Raw genomic sequence first — 14,876 nt, forward strand, 5'->3', positions numbered from 1 at the left:
TACTGGCGCCGCGCGTCCCGGGGCGCAAGGCTGGCGGTAATCACGGCGGAGTACAGGGAGACGGCAATGGGCTATGCGGTGGTGCTCGGTGAGGCGCTGATCGACCTCCAGGAGGCCGAGCACGACGGCGGGGTGGTCTACCGGCAGGCGATCGGCGGGGCGCCGCTCAACGTCGCGGTCGGGGCGACCCGGCTCGGCGGCGATGTGCGGTACGCGGGGTCGCTCAGCCAAGACGTCCTCGGCGACCGGATCGCGACTTTCCTGCGCGAGACCGGCGTCGGCGTGGACGGCGTCAAGCGGGTGGCCGTGCCGACCACGCTGGCGGTGACCACCTTCGTGGGCGCTGAGCCGACCTTCACGTTCTACGGCGAACCGCCGTCGTACTCGCTGCTCGCGCCCTCGGACGTCGACCTCGGCGCGGTCAGGGGCGCCGATGTGCTCTACGCGGGCTCGATCTGCCTGCTGCGGGAGCCGTTTCGGGCCGCCGCCCGGGCCGCCTGGCACACGCCCGGGCCGCTGAAGGTGTTCGACCCGAACGCCCGGCCCACACTGTTGCCCGACGGGGCGGCGGTGACCTCGCTGCGCGAGCTGTCCGAGGAGTTCTTCGCCGGCGCCGACCTGGTGAAGCTCAGCGCGGCCGACGCTGAAGTTCTCTACGACGGCGCGGCGCCCGACGTCGCGGCCGAGCGGATCCGCGGGCTCGGCGCCAAAGCGGTGGTGGTGACCCGCGGGTCGAAGGGTGCCTACGTGGCCGCCGGTGACGGCACCGCGACGCTACCGGCCCCGGTGGTCGACGCGGTCGACGCGACCGGTGCCGGGGACTCGGTGATGGGCGCTCTGATCCGCCGCCTGCTCGCCGACGGGCTGCCCAAGGACCTCGACGGCTGGCAGCGCAACGTGCGGTTCGCGCTGGCCGTGGCCGGCCTGGTCTGCGAGCGCCGCGGCGGCGCCGTCGCGATGCCCACGCAGGAGGAGCTCACCGCCCGCTGGGGAACGCTCGCCTAGTCGCCGAGCGCCTTGGAGATGAAGCGCTGGCGATCGAGGATCACGCGCTCGACGCGGACCTCGGCCACGAGTTCCTCGCCATCGCGGACGGCGACGTCGAAGATCAGCTTGCGGCCGTCCACTTTGGCCAGGGTGGCCAGGGCGGTGACCCGGCGGCCGAGGGGGGTGGGCGCCCGATGCTCCACCTCGGCCCGGGTGCCGACCGTGGTGAGGCCGCCGGGGATGGTGCGGGCGGTGGCGGCGACCGTGGCCGCCTCGGCCAGCGCCAGCACGCGCGGCGTGCCCAGCACGGGCACGTCGCCCGAGCCGAGCGCCTGCGCGGTGTCGGCGTCGGTCACGGTCAACTCCACCCGGGCGCTGAGACCGGGCGAGAAATCCGGAAGCTCCATGTCCAGAGCTTAGGGCCGCGCGGGGTAGGACGGGGGCCTAGGACTGCTCGGGCCGTCGCCAGTAGGAGTCGTCGGGGCCGTTCTCCATCGTGTCGCCCACCGTGCCTTCCACAGCGCCCGAGCCCGAGGCCGGGACCGCCACGGCGGACGGGTCGAGGCGGTCGGTGAGCAGCGGGGCCGGGCGGCGGGCCAGGCGGGCCCGCTCGGCCAGCTCGCGGGCGAGGGCCCAGGCCTCGGCCAGGTCCCGGTCCTTGGCCTGGCCCGAGCGGCCCCGGGCCGTGTCGGCGTAGACGGTGGCCAGGCCCAGCCGGCGCTGCACGGGACCCTGCACGACGCGGACGCTTTGCAGGCGGGCGTACGGCACGATGTGCATCTCGCGGGTGAACAGGCCCCAGCGGCTGACGAAGACCTCCGGCGCCAGGCCCACCCCGAGGGAGCGCAGTGCCACCGGGTTGAGCCAGCGGGCCCGCTTCGGCGGTGGGCTGGTGGCCAGGGTGGCCAGGTCGACGCCGGGCAGGACGTCCCACACGAGGGCGCGGGCCGTCGCGAAGTCGCCGACCGGCAGGAGACGGTCTGATCCCTTGCTCTCGCCGGGCTCGCCCGCGTAGCCGGCGATGTCCAGGCGCAGGTGCAGCCAGCCCTGTGCCCGCCACAGCAGCGGCCAGGTGACACCCACCGCCTGCACCCGGTTCAGCGGGACGATCTGGCTGCGGGTCTCGAGCAGGCCGAAACGCACCACGAGGCGGCCGTCCGGGTCACGGGCGAGCCGGAAGTCCCAGTCCTGCAGCACCCGGCGCACCGGTTGCAGCAGCACGCCGGCCATCGCGGTGACCGTGCTGGCGATGCCGATGAAGGTCCAGGAACCTTCGAGCACGAACTGCATGACGACGAAGGCGATGCCGACCGGGAGGAAGAACGCCTGCGGGGTGAGGAGCTGGCTCACCACCAGATCGCGGTTGCCGACGCGCAACAGCGGGCGTTCGACGGCAGTCGTCTCGAAAGCGGCCGCGGGCCCGGTCGCGGAGGGTGGGGTCACCGTCGCGGGCCCGGCCAGCGCGAGCAGGCGCTCGCGCAGGGCGGAGGCCTCGCGCACGGTCAGGAACGACAGGGGCGCCTCGGTCTTGCCGCCGCCGATCACCTCCAGGCGCAGCTCGGCGAGGCCGGTGAGCTGGGCCAGCAGGGGACGGCGGAGCTCGACGGCCTGCAGACGTTCGAGGGGGATGGCCCGGTTGCGGCGCCAGATCACGCCGTCGGAGATGCGCAGCTCGCGGCCGACGACCTGATATCCGGTGGTGAGCCAGCCGACGATGGAGAAGATGACGACGCCGACCGCGAGGACGAGCACGACGAGCGTGAATCGCTCGAGGCCGACCCGCGACAGCGTCTGCCAGGACAGCGCCGCCACGATGACCGCGATGCTCTTGGCGCCGTGCAGCAGTGGGCTCAGCGGGTGAAGGCGCCGCCGCGGCTCCTCCTGCGCGGTGGCGGCGGGTGGAGCGGCGGCGGGCGGGTGGGGACCGGGGGTGCTCACAGGCCCTCGGCCCGGTCCTCGCCCAGGGCGGTGAGGCGGTCGCGCAGGCGGGAGGCCTCGGCCGGGGGCAGGCCGGGAATGCGGGCGTCGCTCGCGGCGGCGGCGGTGTGCAGTTGCACGGTGGCCAGGCCGAAAGCCCGTTCGAGCGGGCCCGCGGTCACGTCGACGAACTGCATCCGCGCGTACGGGACGATCGAGAGGCGGCGGATCAACAGGCCGTGCCGGACCAGAAGGTCCTGGTCGCGTTCGGCGTAGCCCCAGGCGCGCACGGCGCGGACCGTGACGAAACAGCGCCAGATCGCGTTGAGGACGACCAGCAGGATGCCCAGGCGCCACAGCCAGTGGCCCTGCAGGGCCCAGCCGACGGCCAGCCCGGCCACGATCACCAGCGACCAGGCGATGCGGACGATCAGCTCCACAGTGATCAGCTTCGGGGAGACCGGGCGCCACTCGACGGTGTCGGGCCACGGCTCCAGGGCATCGACGGCGGCACTCTGCGGCTCGGTCACAACTCGAAGCCTAGGAGATGGGCGCGCTCGACGCCGTACCGAAGGGCGTCACTTCGCGCAGGAAACCCCGGAGATCGAGGAAGTTTCCCAGGGAAATCCGATGTTCCTCGCACGCGAGCCACGTTTTGCGGTAATCGGGGGCGTGCAGCTTGGGGTTGTTCCACCGAAGTTGCCACACCGCTTCAGCCCGACAACCCTTGGCGGAGCACTGAGGGCTGAGTTCCACAGGGCTGAGTTCGACCGGGCTGGGTTCCATCGGGCTGGGTTTCATCGGAAAATTATGCGCCGGGCGACCACGGGGGAAGTCGCCCGGCGACGCGATGAATGTTACACGGTTCACGGCGTGACGCATCCACCCGGCTCGGGTGCCCGATCCGGCGTATCGCGCAGAAAGATCGACACGTCCGACCCATGGTGGCGGTCACCGGCGGCGCGTAATGCGACACCACGAGCGCGCTCTCAGGTCGGTCGTGTAAGTCTTGAGCGTCGGCAGCACGCCGGCGCGAGGAGTCGATGGCATTTTCGACCGCTGTGGAGGACCGGTGGCTCAGCCGCTCACGCCCGAGACCGAGAACAACAACGGCGCGGCCGCGCCGGTGCCCCCGGCACAGGACGCCTCGCAGCTCGAGCGCGCGATGTTCGAGGTCAAGCGGGTGATCGTCGGGCAGGACCGGATGGTCGAGCGCATGTTCGTGGCGCTGCTGGCCCGCGGGCACTGCCTGCTCGAGGGCGTGCCGGGCGTGGCCAAGACGCTCGCCGTCGAGACCCTGGCCCGGGTCGTCGGCGGCACGTTCTCCCGGGTCCAGTTCACCCCCGACCTGGTGCCGGCCGACATCGTCGGCACCCGCATCTACCGGCAGAGCAGCGAGAAGTTCGACGTCGAGCTCGGGCCGGTCTTCGTCAACTTCCTGCTCGCCGACGAGATCAACCGCGCGCCGGCCAAGGTGCAGTCGGCGCTGCTCGAGGTGATGGCCGAGCACCAGGTGTCGATCGGCGGGCAGTCGCACGCCGTGCCCGACCCGTTCCTGGTGATGGCGACGCAGAACCCGATCGAGCAGGAGGGCGTGTACCCGCTGCCCGAGGCGCAGCGCGACCGCTTCCTCATGAAGATCCTGGTGGGCTACCCGACCGACGCCGAGGAGCGGGAGATCGTCTACCGGATGGGCGTCAGCGCCCCCGAGCCCAAGCCGGTCTTCACCCCGGACGACCTGATCGGCCTCCAGCGCCGGGCCGACCAGGTGTTCGTGCACAACGCCCTGGTCGACTACACCGTCCGGCTGGTGCTGGCCACCCGCGCCCCGGCCCAGCACGGCATGCCCGACGTGGCCCAGCTCATCCAGTACGGCGCGAGCCCGCGCGCCTCGCTCGGCATCGTCCGGGCCACCCGCGCGCTGGCGCTGCTGCGCGGCCGCGACTACGCGCTCCCGCAGGACGTGCAGGACATCGCGCCCGACATCCTGCGCCACCGCCTCGTGCTCAGCTACGACGCGCTCGCCGACGACATCCCGGCCGACCACATCGTCAGCCGCATCATGCAGAGCGTCCCGCTGCCCTCGGTCGCGGCCCGCCAGGGCACCTCGCCCAACGGCACCCACCCGTCCGCCGCGCCCGTCAGTGGGGTCCCGCAGGGCGCGCCGGCCCAGAACGGAGCGGCATGGCCGGCGCAGCACTGAGTGGGCTGGCTCCCGAGGGCGAGACCGGGACCGCCCGGGCCGAGGCGGTGCTGTCCCGGCTCCAGCTGCTGGTCACGCGCAAGCTCGACGGGCTGCTGCAGGGCGACTACGTCGGCCTGCTGCCCGGGCCCGGCAGCGAGGCGGGGGAGTCGCGCGAGTACCGGCCCGGCGACGACGTGCGCCGCATGGACTGGCCGGTCACCGCCCGGACCACGCTGCCGCACGTGCGCCGCACGGTCGCCGACCGTGAGCTGGAGACCTGGATGGCGGTCGACCTGAGCGCCAGCCTCGAGTTCGGCACGGCCCAGTGGCTCAAGAGCGACCTGGTGATGGCCGCGGCGACGGCGATGGCCCACCTGACCGTGCGCGGCGGCAACCGCATCGGTGCGGTCGTGGGCACCGGCACCGGCGTACGGGCGAAAAGCGGACCCCGCTGGGGCCGCAAGCGGGACCCGCAACCGCAACCCGGCAGCGAGGTCGTCCGGATGCCGGCCCGGCCCGGCCGCAAGGAGGCGCAGGGTCTGCTGCGCGCGATCGCCCGCACCGAGATCCGGCCCGGGCGCGCCGACCTGGGCGCTCTCATCGACATGCTGAACCGGCCGCCGCGGCGGCGGGGCGTGGCCGTGGTGATCAGCGACTTCATGGCGCCGGTGGAGGGCTGGTCGCGGCCGGTCCGCAAGCTGGCCGTGCGGCACGACGTGCTCGCGATCGAGGTCGTCGACCCGCGTGAGCTGGAGATCCCCGACGTCGGGGTGCTGACCCTGGCCGACCCCGAGACGGGCGCGCTGCACGAGGTGCAGACCGCCGACCCGAAACTGCGCGCCCGCTACGCCGAGGCGGCCGCACATCAGCGGGGCGAGATCGCCCGTGCGCTGCGCGCCGCCGGTGCCGCCCACCTGCGCCTTCGTACCGATACCGACTGGCTGCTGGATGTGGTCCGATTCGTGGCCGCCCAGCGACACGCACGTACCCGGGGGACCACGCGATGATCCGTTTCCTGGAGCCCTGGTGGCTGCTGGCGCTCCTGCCCGTGGTGATCGTGGCGGGCGTCTACGTGTTCCGGCAGTTCCGCCGCCGGCAGTACGCGATGCGGTTCACCAACGTCGACCTGCTCCGCACGCTCGCCCCGCGCGGCCTGGGCTGGCGCAAGCACGTCTCGGCCGCCGCCTTCCTGCTCTCCCTGCTGACCTTGGGCGCGGCGCTGGCCCGGCCCTCGGTCGACAAGGAGGAGCCGCTGGAGCGGGCCACCGTCATGCTCGCCATCGACGTGTCCCTGTCGATGGAGGCCGACGACGTCGCCCCCAACCGGATCGAGGCGGCGCAGGAAGCGGCCAAGGCGTTCGTCAACGAGCTGCCACCCACGTACAACCTGGGTCTGGTGTCCTTCGCGAAGTCGGCGAACGTGCTGGTGTCGCCGACCAAGGACCGCTCCGAGGTCGTCTCCGGGATCGACGGGCTGTCGCTGGCCGAGGCGACGGCGACCGGCGAGGCGGTCTTCACCTCGCTCGACGCGATCCGCTCGGTGCCGGCGGACGGGGCCGACGGCGCGCCGCCGGCCCGGATCGTGCTGCTCTCCGACGGCTACCGCACGTCGGGCCGGTCGATCGAGGACGCGGCGACGGCGGCCTCGCAGGCGAACGTGCCGGTCTCGACGATCGCTTTCGGCACCGACAGCGGCGTGGTCGACATCCGTGGCGCGCTGCAGCGGGTGCCGGTCGACCGGCTGTCGTTGCAGCAGCTGGCGGAGAAGACCGACGGCTACTTCTACGAGGCGGCGTCGGTGAGCGAGCTCAAGAAGGTCTACCAGGACATGGGCAGCTCGATCGGCCACCGGGTGCAGCCGCGCGAGGTCACTCAGTGGTACGCCGGAGTGGCGCTCCTGCTGGGCCTCGCGGCGGCCGCCAGCAGCCTGCTCTGGACTTCACGGCTGCCGTAGGACCCGGTCATGGGTTGCCGTGCACGAGGACGAACAGGACGACCACCCAGACGGCGGCGATGGTGAAGCTCAGCGGTGCGACGAAGTTCTTCATGTCGGGGGCTACTTCCACGCGGTGGCGGGCGAGGGGAAGCGCACACGGTCACGTCGCGGCCGGCACCCGCGCATCCGTGTCGCGGTGCACACGACGGGGCCGGGGCCGTCGACAGGACGGCACCGGTGGATGCGGGGCGGTGAAAAGGAACGTGTCAGCGACGGGGCTGACGAACGGCCCGGCCGCGACTAGGAGGATCGCTATCTCGCACAGCGATCACCTCCCGAGAGTCGTTTCGGCGTCAGGGCCGGATGGCACAATACCCCTTAAGGTTCCGCTAAGAAACTTCCCCCGCCCCGTCGTGGCGCGGAACACCCGATAGGACGACATCGCCGACCGCGCGCAGGGTGGTGCTACCCGGCGTCAGGTAGTAATCGTGGCCGGCCACACCGTCGGTGGGCAGCGCGAACGCTCCGAAGTCCGGATTCGACGGCCGCCGGCCGAGGCCCAGGCCGAGCAGGCGCACCTGGGGGATCCGGCGGATCCAGTCGGTCGGCGCGAGCGCCGACCAGACCCGTGCGCCGCCGAGATCGGCCGCGTGCGAGGCGCCGATGCCCGGGGCGCCCAGGGCGATCACGTCACCGACCCGCGGGAGCCGGGGTGCGGCCAGCCCGACGACGACCGAGCCGTAGCTGTGCCCGATCAGGGTCACCGCCAGGCCGGGGTGCTGGGTCTCCAGGGATCGGACGAAGGTGACCAGCGCGGCGGCGCCCGCCCGGGCCCGCCCGTAGGTGGCGGCGGCCGGCCCGATGCCCTCCGGCGGGTCGTAGCCCAGCCAGGCGATCACCGCCACGCCGGGGGAGCGCTTGCTCAGCTGCTCGTAGAGGGCGCGGGCCTGGACGCCCGGAGCGCGCCGGGGCACTCCGCCGAGGCCGCGGTCGAAGTCGGCCAGGACGGTGTCGACGCCCGGAACCAGGACGGCGACGCGCGACGCCGTGGCGAGGTCGCCGAGCACCTCCACCGCCCGCCCGTCGCCGGTCGGGTCGAAGGCGAGGAAGCGGCGGCCCTGGGCGGCCCAGGTGGCGTACGGGCAGCCGGTGGCCAGCATCCGTACGGCGGTCTCGCGGTAGGTGTAGTGGAGGGGCGGAAGTTGATCTTGAGCGACGGGAAGGGAAAGAGTGGACAAGGCCAGGACGAGCGGCAGGATTCGCATGAGCCGCAACGTCTCGCGGCGACGGGGTCCCGATCGTCACCCTCCAGACCGGACATCGATGTCCTACCCCGGTACTACGAGGCCGGTCTCGTAGGCGAAGACGACCGCCTGGGCCCGGTCGCGCAGGCCCAGCTTGGCCAGAATTCGGCCGATGTGGGTCTTCACGGTCTGCTCGGCCACCACCAGATCGGCGGCGATCTCCTGATTGGACAGGCCGCGGGCGATCAGGCGCAGCACGTCGGTCTCGCGCGGGGTGAGCGCGTTCAGCGCGGCCGGCCGCGGCCGGTCGGTGACGGGCCGGGCCGCGAACTCGGCGATCAGCCGGCGGGTCACCGAGGGAGCCAGCAGAGCCTCGCCGGCGGCCACGATCCGTACGGCCTGAATGAGATCGGCGGCCGGGGCGTCCTTGAGCAGGAAGCCGCTCGCGCCGGCGCGCAGCGCCGCGTACACGTAATCGTCCAGGTCGAACGTCGTCAGAATGACGACCTTGACATCCGCCGTGAGCCGCCGTGTCGCCTCCAGGCCGTCCATGACCGGCATCCGCACGTCCATCAGCACCACGTCGGGCCGCAGCTCCCGGGTCCGCGCGACCGCCTGCGAGCCGTCCGCGGCGTCGCCCACCACGAGCATGTCGGGCTGGGCGCCGAGCAGCGCGCCGAAGCCCTCGCGGACCATCGCCTGGTCGTCCGCGATCAGAATCTTGATCACTCGCCCGCCTCCACCGGAAGGACCGCCCGCACCACGAAAGCTCCCTCGACGACGCCGGCGGTCAGGGTGCCACCGAGCAGTGTGGCCCGTTCCCGCATCCCCGGCAGGCCGTGGCCGCCCTCGCCCACCGGGCCGGCCACGGGATTGCTGATCCCGAGCTCCAGACGCCCGCCGTCACCGCGGGCGGTCACCGTCACCGCCGCCCCCGGCGCGTGCCGCGCCGCGTTGGCCAGGGCCTCCTGCACGATCCGATAGGCGGCCAGCCCCACCGTCTCCGGCAGAGCGGGCACATCCGCGTACGACAAAGAAACCTCGACCCCCGCCGCCCGGGCCGTCTCGACCAGCTCGCCCACCTCACCGAAGCCGGGTTGCGGCGCCCGCGGAGCGTCGCCCTCGCCGGTCCGCAGCACGCCCAGCAGCCGCCGCATGTCGGTCAGCGCCTCCCGGGCCGCCGACGCGATCGTCGCCAGCTCCTGCCCGGCCTCGTCCGGCAGCCCACCCAGCCGGTAGGGCGCGGTCTCCGCCCGTACGGCGATCATCGACATGTGGTGGGCCACCACGTCGTGCATCTCGCGGGCGATCCGGGCGCGTTCCTCCAACACCGCCCGCTTGGCCCGCTCCAGCTCGGTCAGCTCCTCGTTCTCGGCGAGCATCCGGCGGGCCTGGCGCCACCGGGACACGATGTCGCCCATCACCGTGATCACCGCCACCAGCACGGCGGCGCCCCACGCGTTGGCCTCCGGCGCATAGGCGAAGATCGGTACGACCGTGAGGGCGGCCGCCCACACCGTCAGCGCCGTGTCCTGGGTGACGGCGAGCCGGCCCAGCACGAAGAGGAACCCCAGGATCTGCACGGTGTTCCAGGGCCACGCCTCCTTCGGGACGTAGTACATCGACCCGATGAACAACATCACGTAGCTGAACCGCCAGGCGAGGACGGGCCACCGGAAGGCCACCGCGACCGGCAGCACCGAGCCGATCGCGATGATCCCGATCGCTATGCCGGGCGCGTTCCGGTTCTCCCCGAGGTACGTCGCCGCAGCTCCGCCCAGGCCGATCAGCGCCAGAAGGCCGACCGGCCACGCGTAGACCCAGGGCCGGCGCCGGATCGGCGGCCGGGGTTTCTCCCGGCTCCAGAGCAACCGGCGCAACGGCCCCATGACGTTGCGCGCCGGCGCCGGGCCGATAGTCTCCATCCCGGCAGGTTACGGCGCTGACGAGGCGCCGTCGTGCCCCCGAGGTGCCACCCGGCACCCCCTACCTGGGTATGAGGAGCGTTTCGTCGTGGCTCGCACGGTATTGGTGACTGGCGGCAACCGGGGCATCGGCCTCGCCATCGCGCAGGCGTTCGCCAAGCAGGGTGATCGGGTCGCGGTGACCCACCGTGGCAGCGGCGCGCCCGAGGGCCTGTTCGGGGTGCAGTGCGACATCACCGACCCGGCCCAGGTCGACGCGGCCTTCACCGAGATCGAGAAGGAGCTCGGCCCGGTCGAGGTGCTGGTCGCCAACGCCGGCATCACCGACGACACGCTGCTGCTGCGGATGAGCGAGGAGCAGTTCGAGCGGGTGATCGACACCAACCTCAAGGGCTCGTTCCGGGTGGCCAAGCGCGCCAGCTCCAAGATGCTGCGCGCCAAGTGGGGCCGGATTATCTTCATCTCGTCGGTCGTCGGCCTCTACGGCGGGCCCGGCCAGGTGAACTACGCGGCGAGCAAGGCCGGACTGGTCGGCATGGCCCGCAGCATCACCCGTGAGCTGGGCAGCCGCAACATCACGGCCAACGTGGTGGCGCCGGGCTTCATCGAGACGGAGATGACAGCGGTCTTGTCCGAGGCCCGCCAGGCGGAGATCATCAAGGCGGTTCCGGCGGGGCGGCTGGCCAGCCCCGACGAGGTGGCGGCCGCGGTGACGTTCCTGGCGAGCGACGCCGCCGCGTACATCAACGGCGCTGTCATCCCGGTCGACGGCGGCCTCGGTATGGGTCACTAAACAACTTAGGAGCGTTTTTCAGTGTCTGGACTGCTGGCCGGCAAGCGGCTGCTCGTCACCGGTGTCATCACCGACGCGTCGATCGCGTTCTCGGTGGCGAAGATCGCTCAGGAGCAGGGCGCCACCGTCGTGCTCACCGGCTTCGGCCGGCTGTCGCTGGTCGAGCGCATCGCCAAGCGCCTGCCGTCGCCGCCCCCGGTGATCGAGCTCGACGTGACCGACCCGGATCATCTGGCCGCGCTGCCCGACAAGGTGCGCGAGCACGTCGACGGCATCGACGGCGTCGTGCACTCGATCGCCTTCGGCCCGCAGAGCGTGCTCGGCGGCGAGTTCCTCAACGCCAAGTGGGAGGACGTGGCCAAGGCGATCCAGGTCTCCACGTACTCGTACCAGGCCCTCGCCGTGGCCTGCCTGCCGCTGATGCAGCAGGGCGGCGGCATCGTCGGACTGACCTTCGACGCGACCAAGGCGTGGCCGGTGTACGACTGGATGGGCGTGGCCAAGGCCGGCCTCGAGTCCGCCTCCCGGTACCTCGCTCTGCACCTGGGCAAGCAGGGCATCCGCAGCAACCTGGTCTCGGCCGGCCCGCTGCGCACGATGGCCGCCAAGTCGATCCCCGGCTTCGAGCAGTTCGAGGACGCGTGGGCCGACCGGGCGCCGCTCGGCTGGGACCTGCACGACACCTCGGCCGCCGGCAAGGCCGTCTGTGCCCTGCTCTCCGACTGGTTCCCGGCCACCACGGGTGAGGTTGTGCACGTCGACGGGGGTTACCACGCGCTCGGTGCCTGACCCGGTGACAGTATTGACAGGTGGTTTACGACGCCTTCGTCCTGCTGTCCTTCGGCGGCCCCGAGAAGTCCGATGACGTGATGCCGTTCCTGCGCAACGTGGTGCGCGGGCGCGGCGTCCCCGACGAGCGCCTGGCCGAAGTGGCCGAGCACTACTACCACTTCGGCGGCGTCTCGCCGATCAACCAGCAGAACCGCGATCTGCTGGCCGCGGTTCGCCAGGAGTTCGCCACCCACGGCATCGATCTGCCGACGTACTGGGGCAACCGCAACTGGCACCCCATGCTCACCGACACCCTCGCCCAGATGCGCGACGACGGTGTCAAGCACGCGCTGGGGTTCGCCACCAGCGCGTACGGCGGCTACTCGTCCTGCAAGCAGTACTGGGAGGACATCGCCAACGCCCGGGCCAAGGTCGGCCCGGACGCCCCGATGATCTCCAAGATCCGCCAGTTCTGGGACCACCCGGGCTTCGTGCTGCCCAACGTCGACGCCGTCCGGGCCGCCCTGGCCACGCTCGACCCGTCGCGCCGCGCCACCACGAAACTCGTCTTCACCGCCCACTCCATCCCGGTGACGATGGCCGAGACGGCCGGGCCGACCGGCGGCCGCTACACCGCCCAGCTGGAGGAGACGGCCCGCCTGGTGCACGAGCGCGCCGCCGCCGACCTGCCGTGGGATCTGGTCTGGCAGAGCCGCTCCGGCCCGCCGCAGGTGCCGTGGCTCGAGCCCGACATCAACGACCACCTCGTTCGTCTCGCCGAGGACGGGGTCACCGATGTGGTCGTCAGCCCGATCGGCTTCGTCTCGGACCACCTCGAGGTGGGCTGGGACCTCGACAACGAGGCCGCCGAGACGGCGCAGAAGCTCGGCCTGGGCTACGCGCGCGCCGCGACGCCGAACACCGACCCCCGTTTCGTCAGCATGGTCCGCGAGCTGGTCCAGGCGCGCACCGACGGCATCCCGCTCCAGCGACTCGGTACGCTGCCGGTCTGGGACGACTGCCCGGTGAACTGCTGCCCACCACCACGGCGACGAGGAGCATGATGCCTGAGCGCAAAGCCATCGAGAGCTGGCTCACCGACATGGACGGCGTCCTCGTCCATGAGGGTGTCCCGGTCCCCGGCGCGCCCGAGTTCGTCAACAAGATGAAGTCGTCCGGCAAGCCGTTCCTCATCCTGACGAACAACTCGATCTACACCCCGCGCGACCTGCAGGCCCGGCTCAACCGGATGGGCTTCGACGTGCCCGAGCAGTCCATCTGGACGGCCGCCCTGGCCACCGCGCAGTTCCTGCACGACCAGCGCCCCGGCGGCACGGCGTACGTGATCGGCGAGGCCGGCCTGACCACCGCCATGCACGCGACCGGCTACGTGCTGACCGATTTCAATCCCGACTACGTGGTGCTCGGCGAGACCCGTACGTACAGCTTCGAAGCCATCACCAAGGCCATCCGCCTCATCGACGGCGGCGCCCGCTTCATCTGCACCAACCCCGACGCCACCGGCCCGTCCAACGAGGGCGCCCTCCCCGCCGCCGGCTCCGTGGCCGCCATGATCTCCAAGGCCACCGGCGTCGACCCCTACTTCGTCGGCAAGCCGAACCCGATGATGATGCGCTCGGCCCTCAACACCATCGAGGCCCACAGCGAGAGCACGGCCATGATCGGCGACCGCATGGACACCGACATCCTCTGCGGCCTCGAGGCGGGCCTCGAAACGATCCTCGTCCTGACCGGCATCAGCACCCGCGAGGAAAGCGACCGCTACCCGTTCCGCCCGTCACGCGTCGTGAATTCGGTAGCCGATCTGATCCCCGAGATCTAAAACCAGATGTCGTAGCGGGGTGGGGTGTACGGACCGTAACTCCCGTCGAGGGCCGTGGCGGGGCGAGCAGGGCGCTGCGCGCCCAGAGCGCTCACCCCGCCACGGCGACGTGAGTAAGCGGTAACGCCCAAAAGCCAAACCGTGAGGGATGTCGCGTAACAGGCGTTATGCGCAATTGAGACTGTTTCGGGTCTTAGGGTGGGGGTGTGCCGCGCCTTCCCAGCTCTCGCCGCGTGGCCGCGGCCGGGGTGTTCGTGGCGGCGCTCGCCGTCGGCGTGGGCGTCGCGCGGGTTGACGCCGCCCCGCAGGGGGAGCACTACGAGATCAGGGTGGCCCAGCGGGCCGTGGCCGTCGCGCCGGCGCCCGCTCGGAAGGCGGAGCCGGTGGCCGAGGCACGGCCGGCGCCGCGTGATCTGCCGGTGATCGACTACTGGGGTGCGCCGAGTGGGTTCCGCCGGGACGCGGCGCCCGCGTCGATGGCGGCGATCCCGGAAGGGCTGCGGCCGCTGCGGAAGCTGGCCGTCTACGACGCTCCGGGCGGGCGGCCGCGCGCCTTCCTGCCGAAGTCGATCAGCGGCCTGCCCGTGACCCTCCCGATCGTCGAGCGGCGGCCCGGCTGGGCCGGCGTGCTGCTGCCCTCGCTGAACCGCCGCGTCGGCTGGATCCCGGAAAGCCGGCGCGGGTGGGAGGTCCGGCGGCTGCGGGACCAGCTGGTCCTGCATCGGCGCGAGCACCGGCTTGTCTGGCTGCGCGACGGCCGGCCGCGGGCGGACTGGGAAGTCGCCGTGGGGGCGCCGCGGACCCCGACGCCGCCGGGGCGGACCTTCGTCCTCGGGCGGACGATCACGGTGGGCGGGGTCTACGCCGGGCTGGACGCGCTCGTGCTCGGTGCGGTGCCGGACGACCGGGACGCACTCGCGCCGGCGCTGCGCAACGGGCACACCGGCATTCACGCCTGGAGCCGGCGATCCGCCTTCGGCCGCAGCGTTTCCAACGGCTGTGTGCGCCTGCCCGCCGGCGCGCAGCGGACCCTGCTGCGCCACCTCGCCTCCGGAACGCCCGTCCACATCGTCGACTGAGCCCCGTCAGCGGCGGAGGAGCCACGCGCCGTCGACGGGGGAGGGGCCAGGGCGCCGTCGGCGGGGGAGGGGCCAGGGCGCCGTCAGCGGCGGAGGAGCCAAGGCGCCGTCGGCGGCGGTGCCGTAGGCCGGGAAGGTGCCGTGTGCGCCGTGCCGAGCGGGTCGCCATCCTGGCGGAGCCGGCTGCGCGGGAGCC

General features: G+C 72.2%; 16 protein-coding genes. 9 read left to right on the plus strand and 7 right to left on the minus strand.

Going from position 1 to position 14,876, the window contains the following annotated elements; all coding sequences use genetic code 11:
* Positions 1–66 precede the first annotated feature (66 nt).
* Complete coding sequence (locus ACGFJ7_RS25650; protein WP_360259506.1) at positions 67–1,005, plus strand: carbohydrate kinase; 939 nt, start codon at positions 67–69, stop codon at positions 1,003–1,005.
* Here the strand turns inward: ACGFJ7_RS25650 and ACGFJ7_RS25655 are convergent.
* From ACGFJ7_RS25655 to ACGFJ7_RS25670, 4 genes are read right to left on the minus strand one after another with little or no spacing between them, the layout of a single operon-like run.
* Positions 1,002–1,394 carry a hotdog domain-containing protein gene (locus tag ACGFJ7_RS25655; RefSeq protein ID WP_360259543.1) on the minus strand — a complete coding sequence of 131 codons (393 nt, stop codon included), beginning with the start codon at positions 1,392–1,394 and terminating at the stop codon, positions 1,002–1,004. The genes ACGFJ7_RS25650 and ACGFJ7_RS25655 overlap by 4 nt on opposite strands.
* A gap of 37 nt (positions 1,395–1,431) precedes the next feature.
* Positions 1,432–2,925, minus strand: coding sequence for a PH domain-containing protein (locus tag ACGFJ7_RS25660; RefSeq protein WP_392644166.1), 1,494 nt, complete (start codon positions 2,923–2,925; stop codon positions 1,432–1,434).
* A complete protein-coding gene (locus tag ACGFJ7_RS25665; RefSeq protein ID WP_360259548.1) occupies positions 2,922–3,434 on the minus strand; it encodes a PH domain-containing protein in 513 nt (170 codons plus the stop codon). The genes ACGFJ7_RS25660 and ACGFJ7_RS25665 overlap by 4 nt, the downstream gene beginning before the upstream one ends.
* A gap of 10 nt (positions 3,435–3,444) precedes the next feature.
* On the minus strand, positions 3,445–3,705 hold the full coding sequence (locus tag ACGFJ7_RS25670) for a hypothetical protein (protein WP_392644169.1): 261 nt from the start codon (positions 3,703–3,705) through the stop codon (positions 3,445–3,447).
* 271 nt (positions 3,706–3,976) lie between these two features.
* Here ACGFJ7_RS25670 and ACGFJ7_RS25675 point away from each other — a divergent pair, with 271 nt between their 5' ends.
* The 3 genes from ACGFJ7_RS25675 to ACGFJ7_RS25685 are packed head-to-tail and all read left to right on the plus strand — an operon-like array spanning position 3,977 to position 7,043.
* On the plus strand, positions 3,977–5,107 hold the full coding sequence (locus tag ACGFJ7_RS25675) for a MoxR family ATPase (protein ID WP_360259550.1): 1,131 nt from the start codon (positions 3,977–3,979) through the stop codon (positions 5,105–5,107).
* Entirely contained in the window at positions 5,089–6,096 is a 1,008-nt protein-coding gene (locus ACGFJ7_RS25680; RefSeq protein ID WP_392644171.1) for a DUF58 domain-containing protein, read from the plus strand. Before ACGFJ7_RS25675 ends, ACGFJ7_RS25680 begins: the two co-directional genes overlap by 19 nt.
* On the plus strand, positions 6,093–7,043 hold the full coding sequence (locus tag ACGFJ7_RS25685) for a VWA domain-containing protein (RefSeq protein WP_360259554.1): 951 nt from the start codon (positions 6,093–6,095) through the stop codon (positions 7,041–7,043). Before ACGFJ7_RS25680 ends, ACGFJ7_RS25685 begins: the two co-directional genes overlap by 4 nt.
* Positions 7,044–7,414: 371 nt before the next feature.
* On the opposite strand, the gene ACGFJ7_RS25690 is transcribed toward ACGFJ7_RS25685, so the two are convergent.
* From ACGFJ7_RS25690 to ACGFJ7_RS25700, 3 genes are all read right to left on the minus strand, one after another.
* Positions 7,415–8,290, minus strand: coding sequence for an alpha/beta hydrolase (locus tag ACGFJ7_RS25690; protein WP_392644173.1), 876 nt, complete (start codon positions 8,288–8,290; stop codon positions 7,415–7,417).
* Between the two features lie 63 nt (positions 8,291–8,353).
* Positions 8,354–8,998 carry a response regulator transcription factor gene (locus ACGFJ7_RS25695; RefSeq protein WP_360259559.1) on the minus strand — a complete coding sequence of 215 codons (645 nt, stop codon included), beginning with the start codon at positions 8,996–8,998 and terminating at the stop codon, positions 8,354–8,356.
* Complete coding sequence (locus tag ACGFJ7_RS25700) at positions 8,995–10,194, minus strand: sensor histidine kinase (protein WP_360259561.1); 1,200 nt, start codon at positions 10,192–10,194, stop codon at positions 8,995–8,997. The genes ACGFJ7_RS25695 and ACGFJ7_RS25700 overlap by 4 nt, the downstream gene beginning before the upstream one ends.
* A gap of 88 nt (positions 10,195–10,282) precedes the next feature.
* Here ACGFJ7_RS25700 and ACGFJ7_RS25705 point away from each other — a divergent pair, with 88 nt between their 5' ends.
* From ACGFJ7_RS25705 to ACGFJ7_RS25725, 5 genes are all read left to right on the plus strand, one after another.
* Positions 10,283–10,987, plus strand: coding sequence for a beta-ketoacyl-ACP reductase (locus tag ACGFJ7_RS25705; protein ID WP_360259563.1), 705 nt, complete (start codon positions 10,283–10,285; stop codon positions 10,985–10,987).
* A 21-nt stretch (positions 10,988–11,008) separates the two neighbouring features.
* Entirely contained in the window at positions 11,009–11,776 is a 768-nt protein-coding gene (gene fabI / locus ACGFJ7_RS25710) for an enoyl-ACP reductase FabI (protein WP_360259566.1), read from the plus strand.
* Between the two features lie 20 nt (positions 11,777–11,796).
* Complete coding sequence (locus ACGFJ7_RS25715) at positions 11,797–12,822, plus strand: ferrochelatase (RefSeq protein ID WP_360259568.1); 1,026 nt, start codon at positions 11,797–11,799, stop codon at positions 12,820–12,822.
* Positions 12,822–13,601, plus strand: coding sequence for an HAD-IIA family hydrolase (locus tag ACGFJ7_RS25720; protein ID WP_360259570.1), 780 nt, complete (start codon positions 12,822–12,824; stop codon positions 13,599–13,601). Before ACGFJ7_RS25715 ends, ACGFJ7_RS25720 begins: the two co-directional genes overlap by 1 nt.
* Positions 13,602–13,807: 206 nt before the next feature.
* Complete coding sequence (locus ACGFJ7_RS25725) at positions 13,808–14,680, plus strand: L,D-transpeptidase (RefSeq protein ID WP_392644177.1); 873 nt, start codon at positions 13,808–13,810, stop codon at positions 14,678–14,680.
* The last annotated feature ends 196 nt before the right edge of the window (positions 14,681–14,876 follow it).

Source organism: Actinoplanes sp. NPDC048988 (assembly GCF_043197815.1).
Taxonomy (GTDB): Bacteria; Actinomycetota; Actinomycetes; order Mycobacteriales; family Micromonosporaceae; genus Actinoplanes.

Coding starts and splice junctions, on each gene's coding strand:
- ACGFJ7_RS25680 (WP_392644171.1), top strand. CDS start 5,089: ATGGCCGGCGCAGCACTGAGTGGGCTGGCTCCCGAGGGCGAGACCGGG.
- ACGFJ7_RS25700 (WP_360259561.1), bottom strand. CDS start 10,194: ATGGAGACTATCGGCCCGGCGCCGGCGCGCAACGTCATGGGGCCGTTG.
- ACGFJ7_RS25650 (WP_360259506.1), top strand. CDS start 67: ATGGGCTATGCGGTGGTGCTCGGTGAGGCGCTGATCGACCTCCAGGAG.
- ACGFJ7_RS25655 (WP_360259543.1), bottom strand. CDS start 1,394: ATGGAGCTTCCGGATTTCTCGCCCGGTCTCAGCGCCCGGGTGGAGTTG.
- ACGFJ7_RS25685 (WP_360259554.1), top strand. CDS start 6,093: ATGATCCGTTTCCTGGAGCCCTGGTGGCTGCTGGCGCTCCTGCCCGTG.
- ACGFJ7_RS25720 (WP_360259570.1), top strand. CDS start 12,822: ATGCCTGAGCGCAAAGCCATCGAGAGCTGGCTCACCGACATGGACGGC.
- ACGFJ7_RS25670 (WP_392644169.1), bottom strand. CDS start 3,705: ATGAAACCCAGCCCGATGGAACCCAGCCCGGTCGAACTCAGCCCTGTG.
- ACGFJ7_RS25690 (WP_392644173.1), bottom strand. CDS start 8,290: ATGCGAATCCTGCCGCTCGTCCTGGCCTTGTCCACTCTTTCCCTTCCC.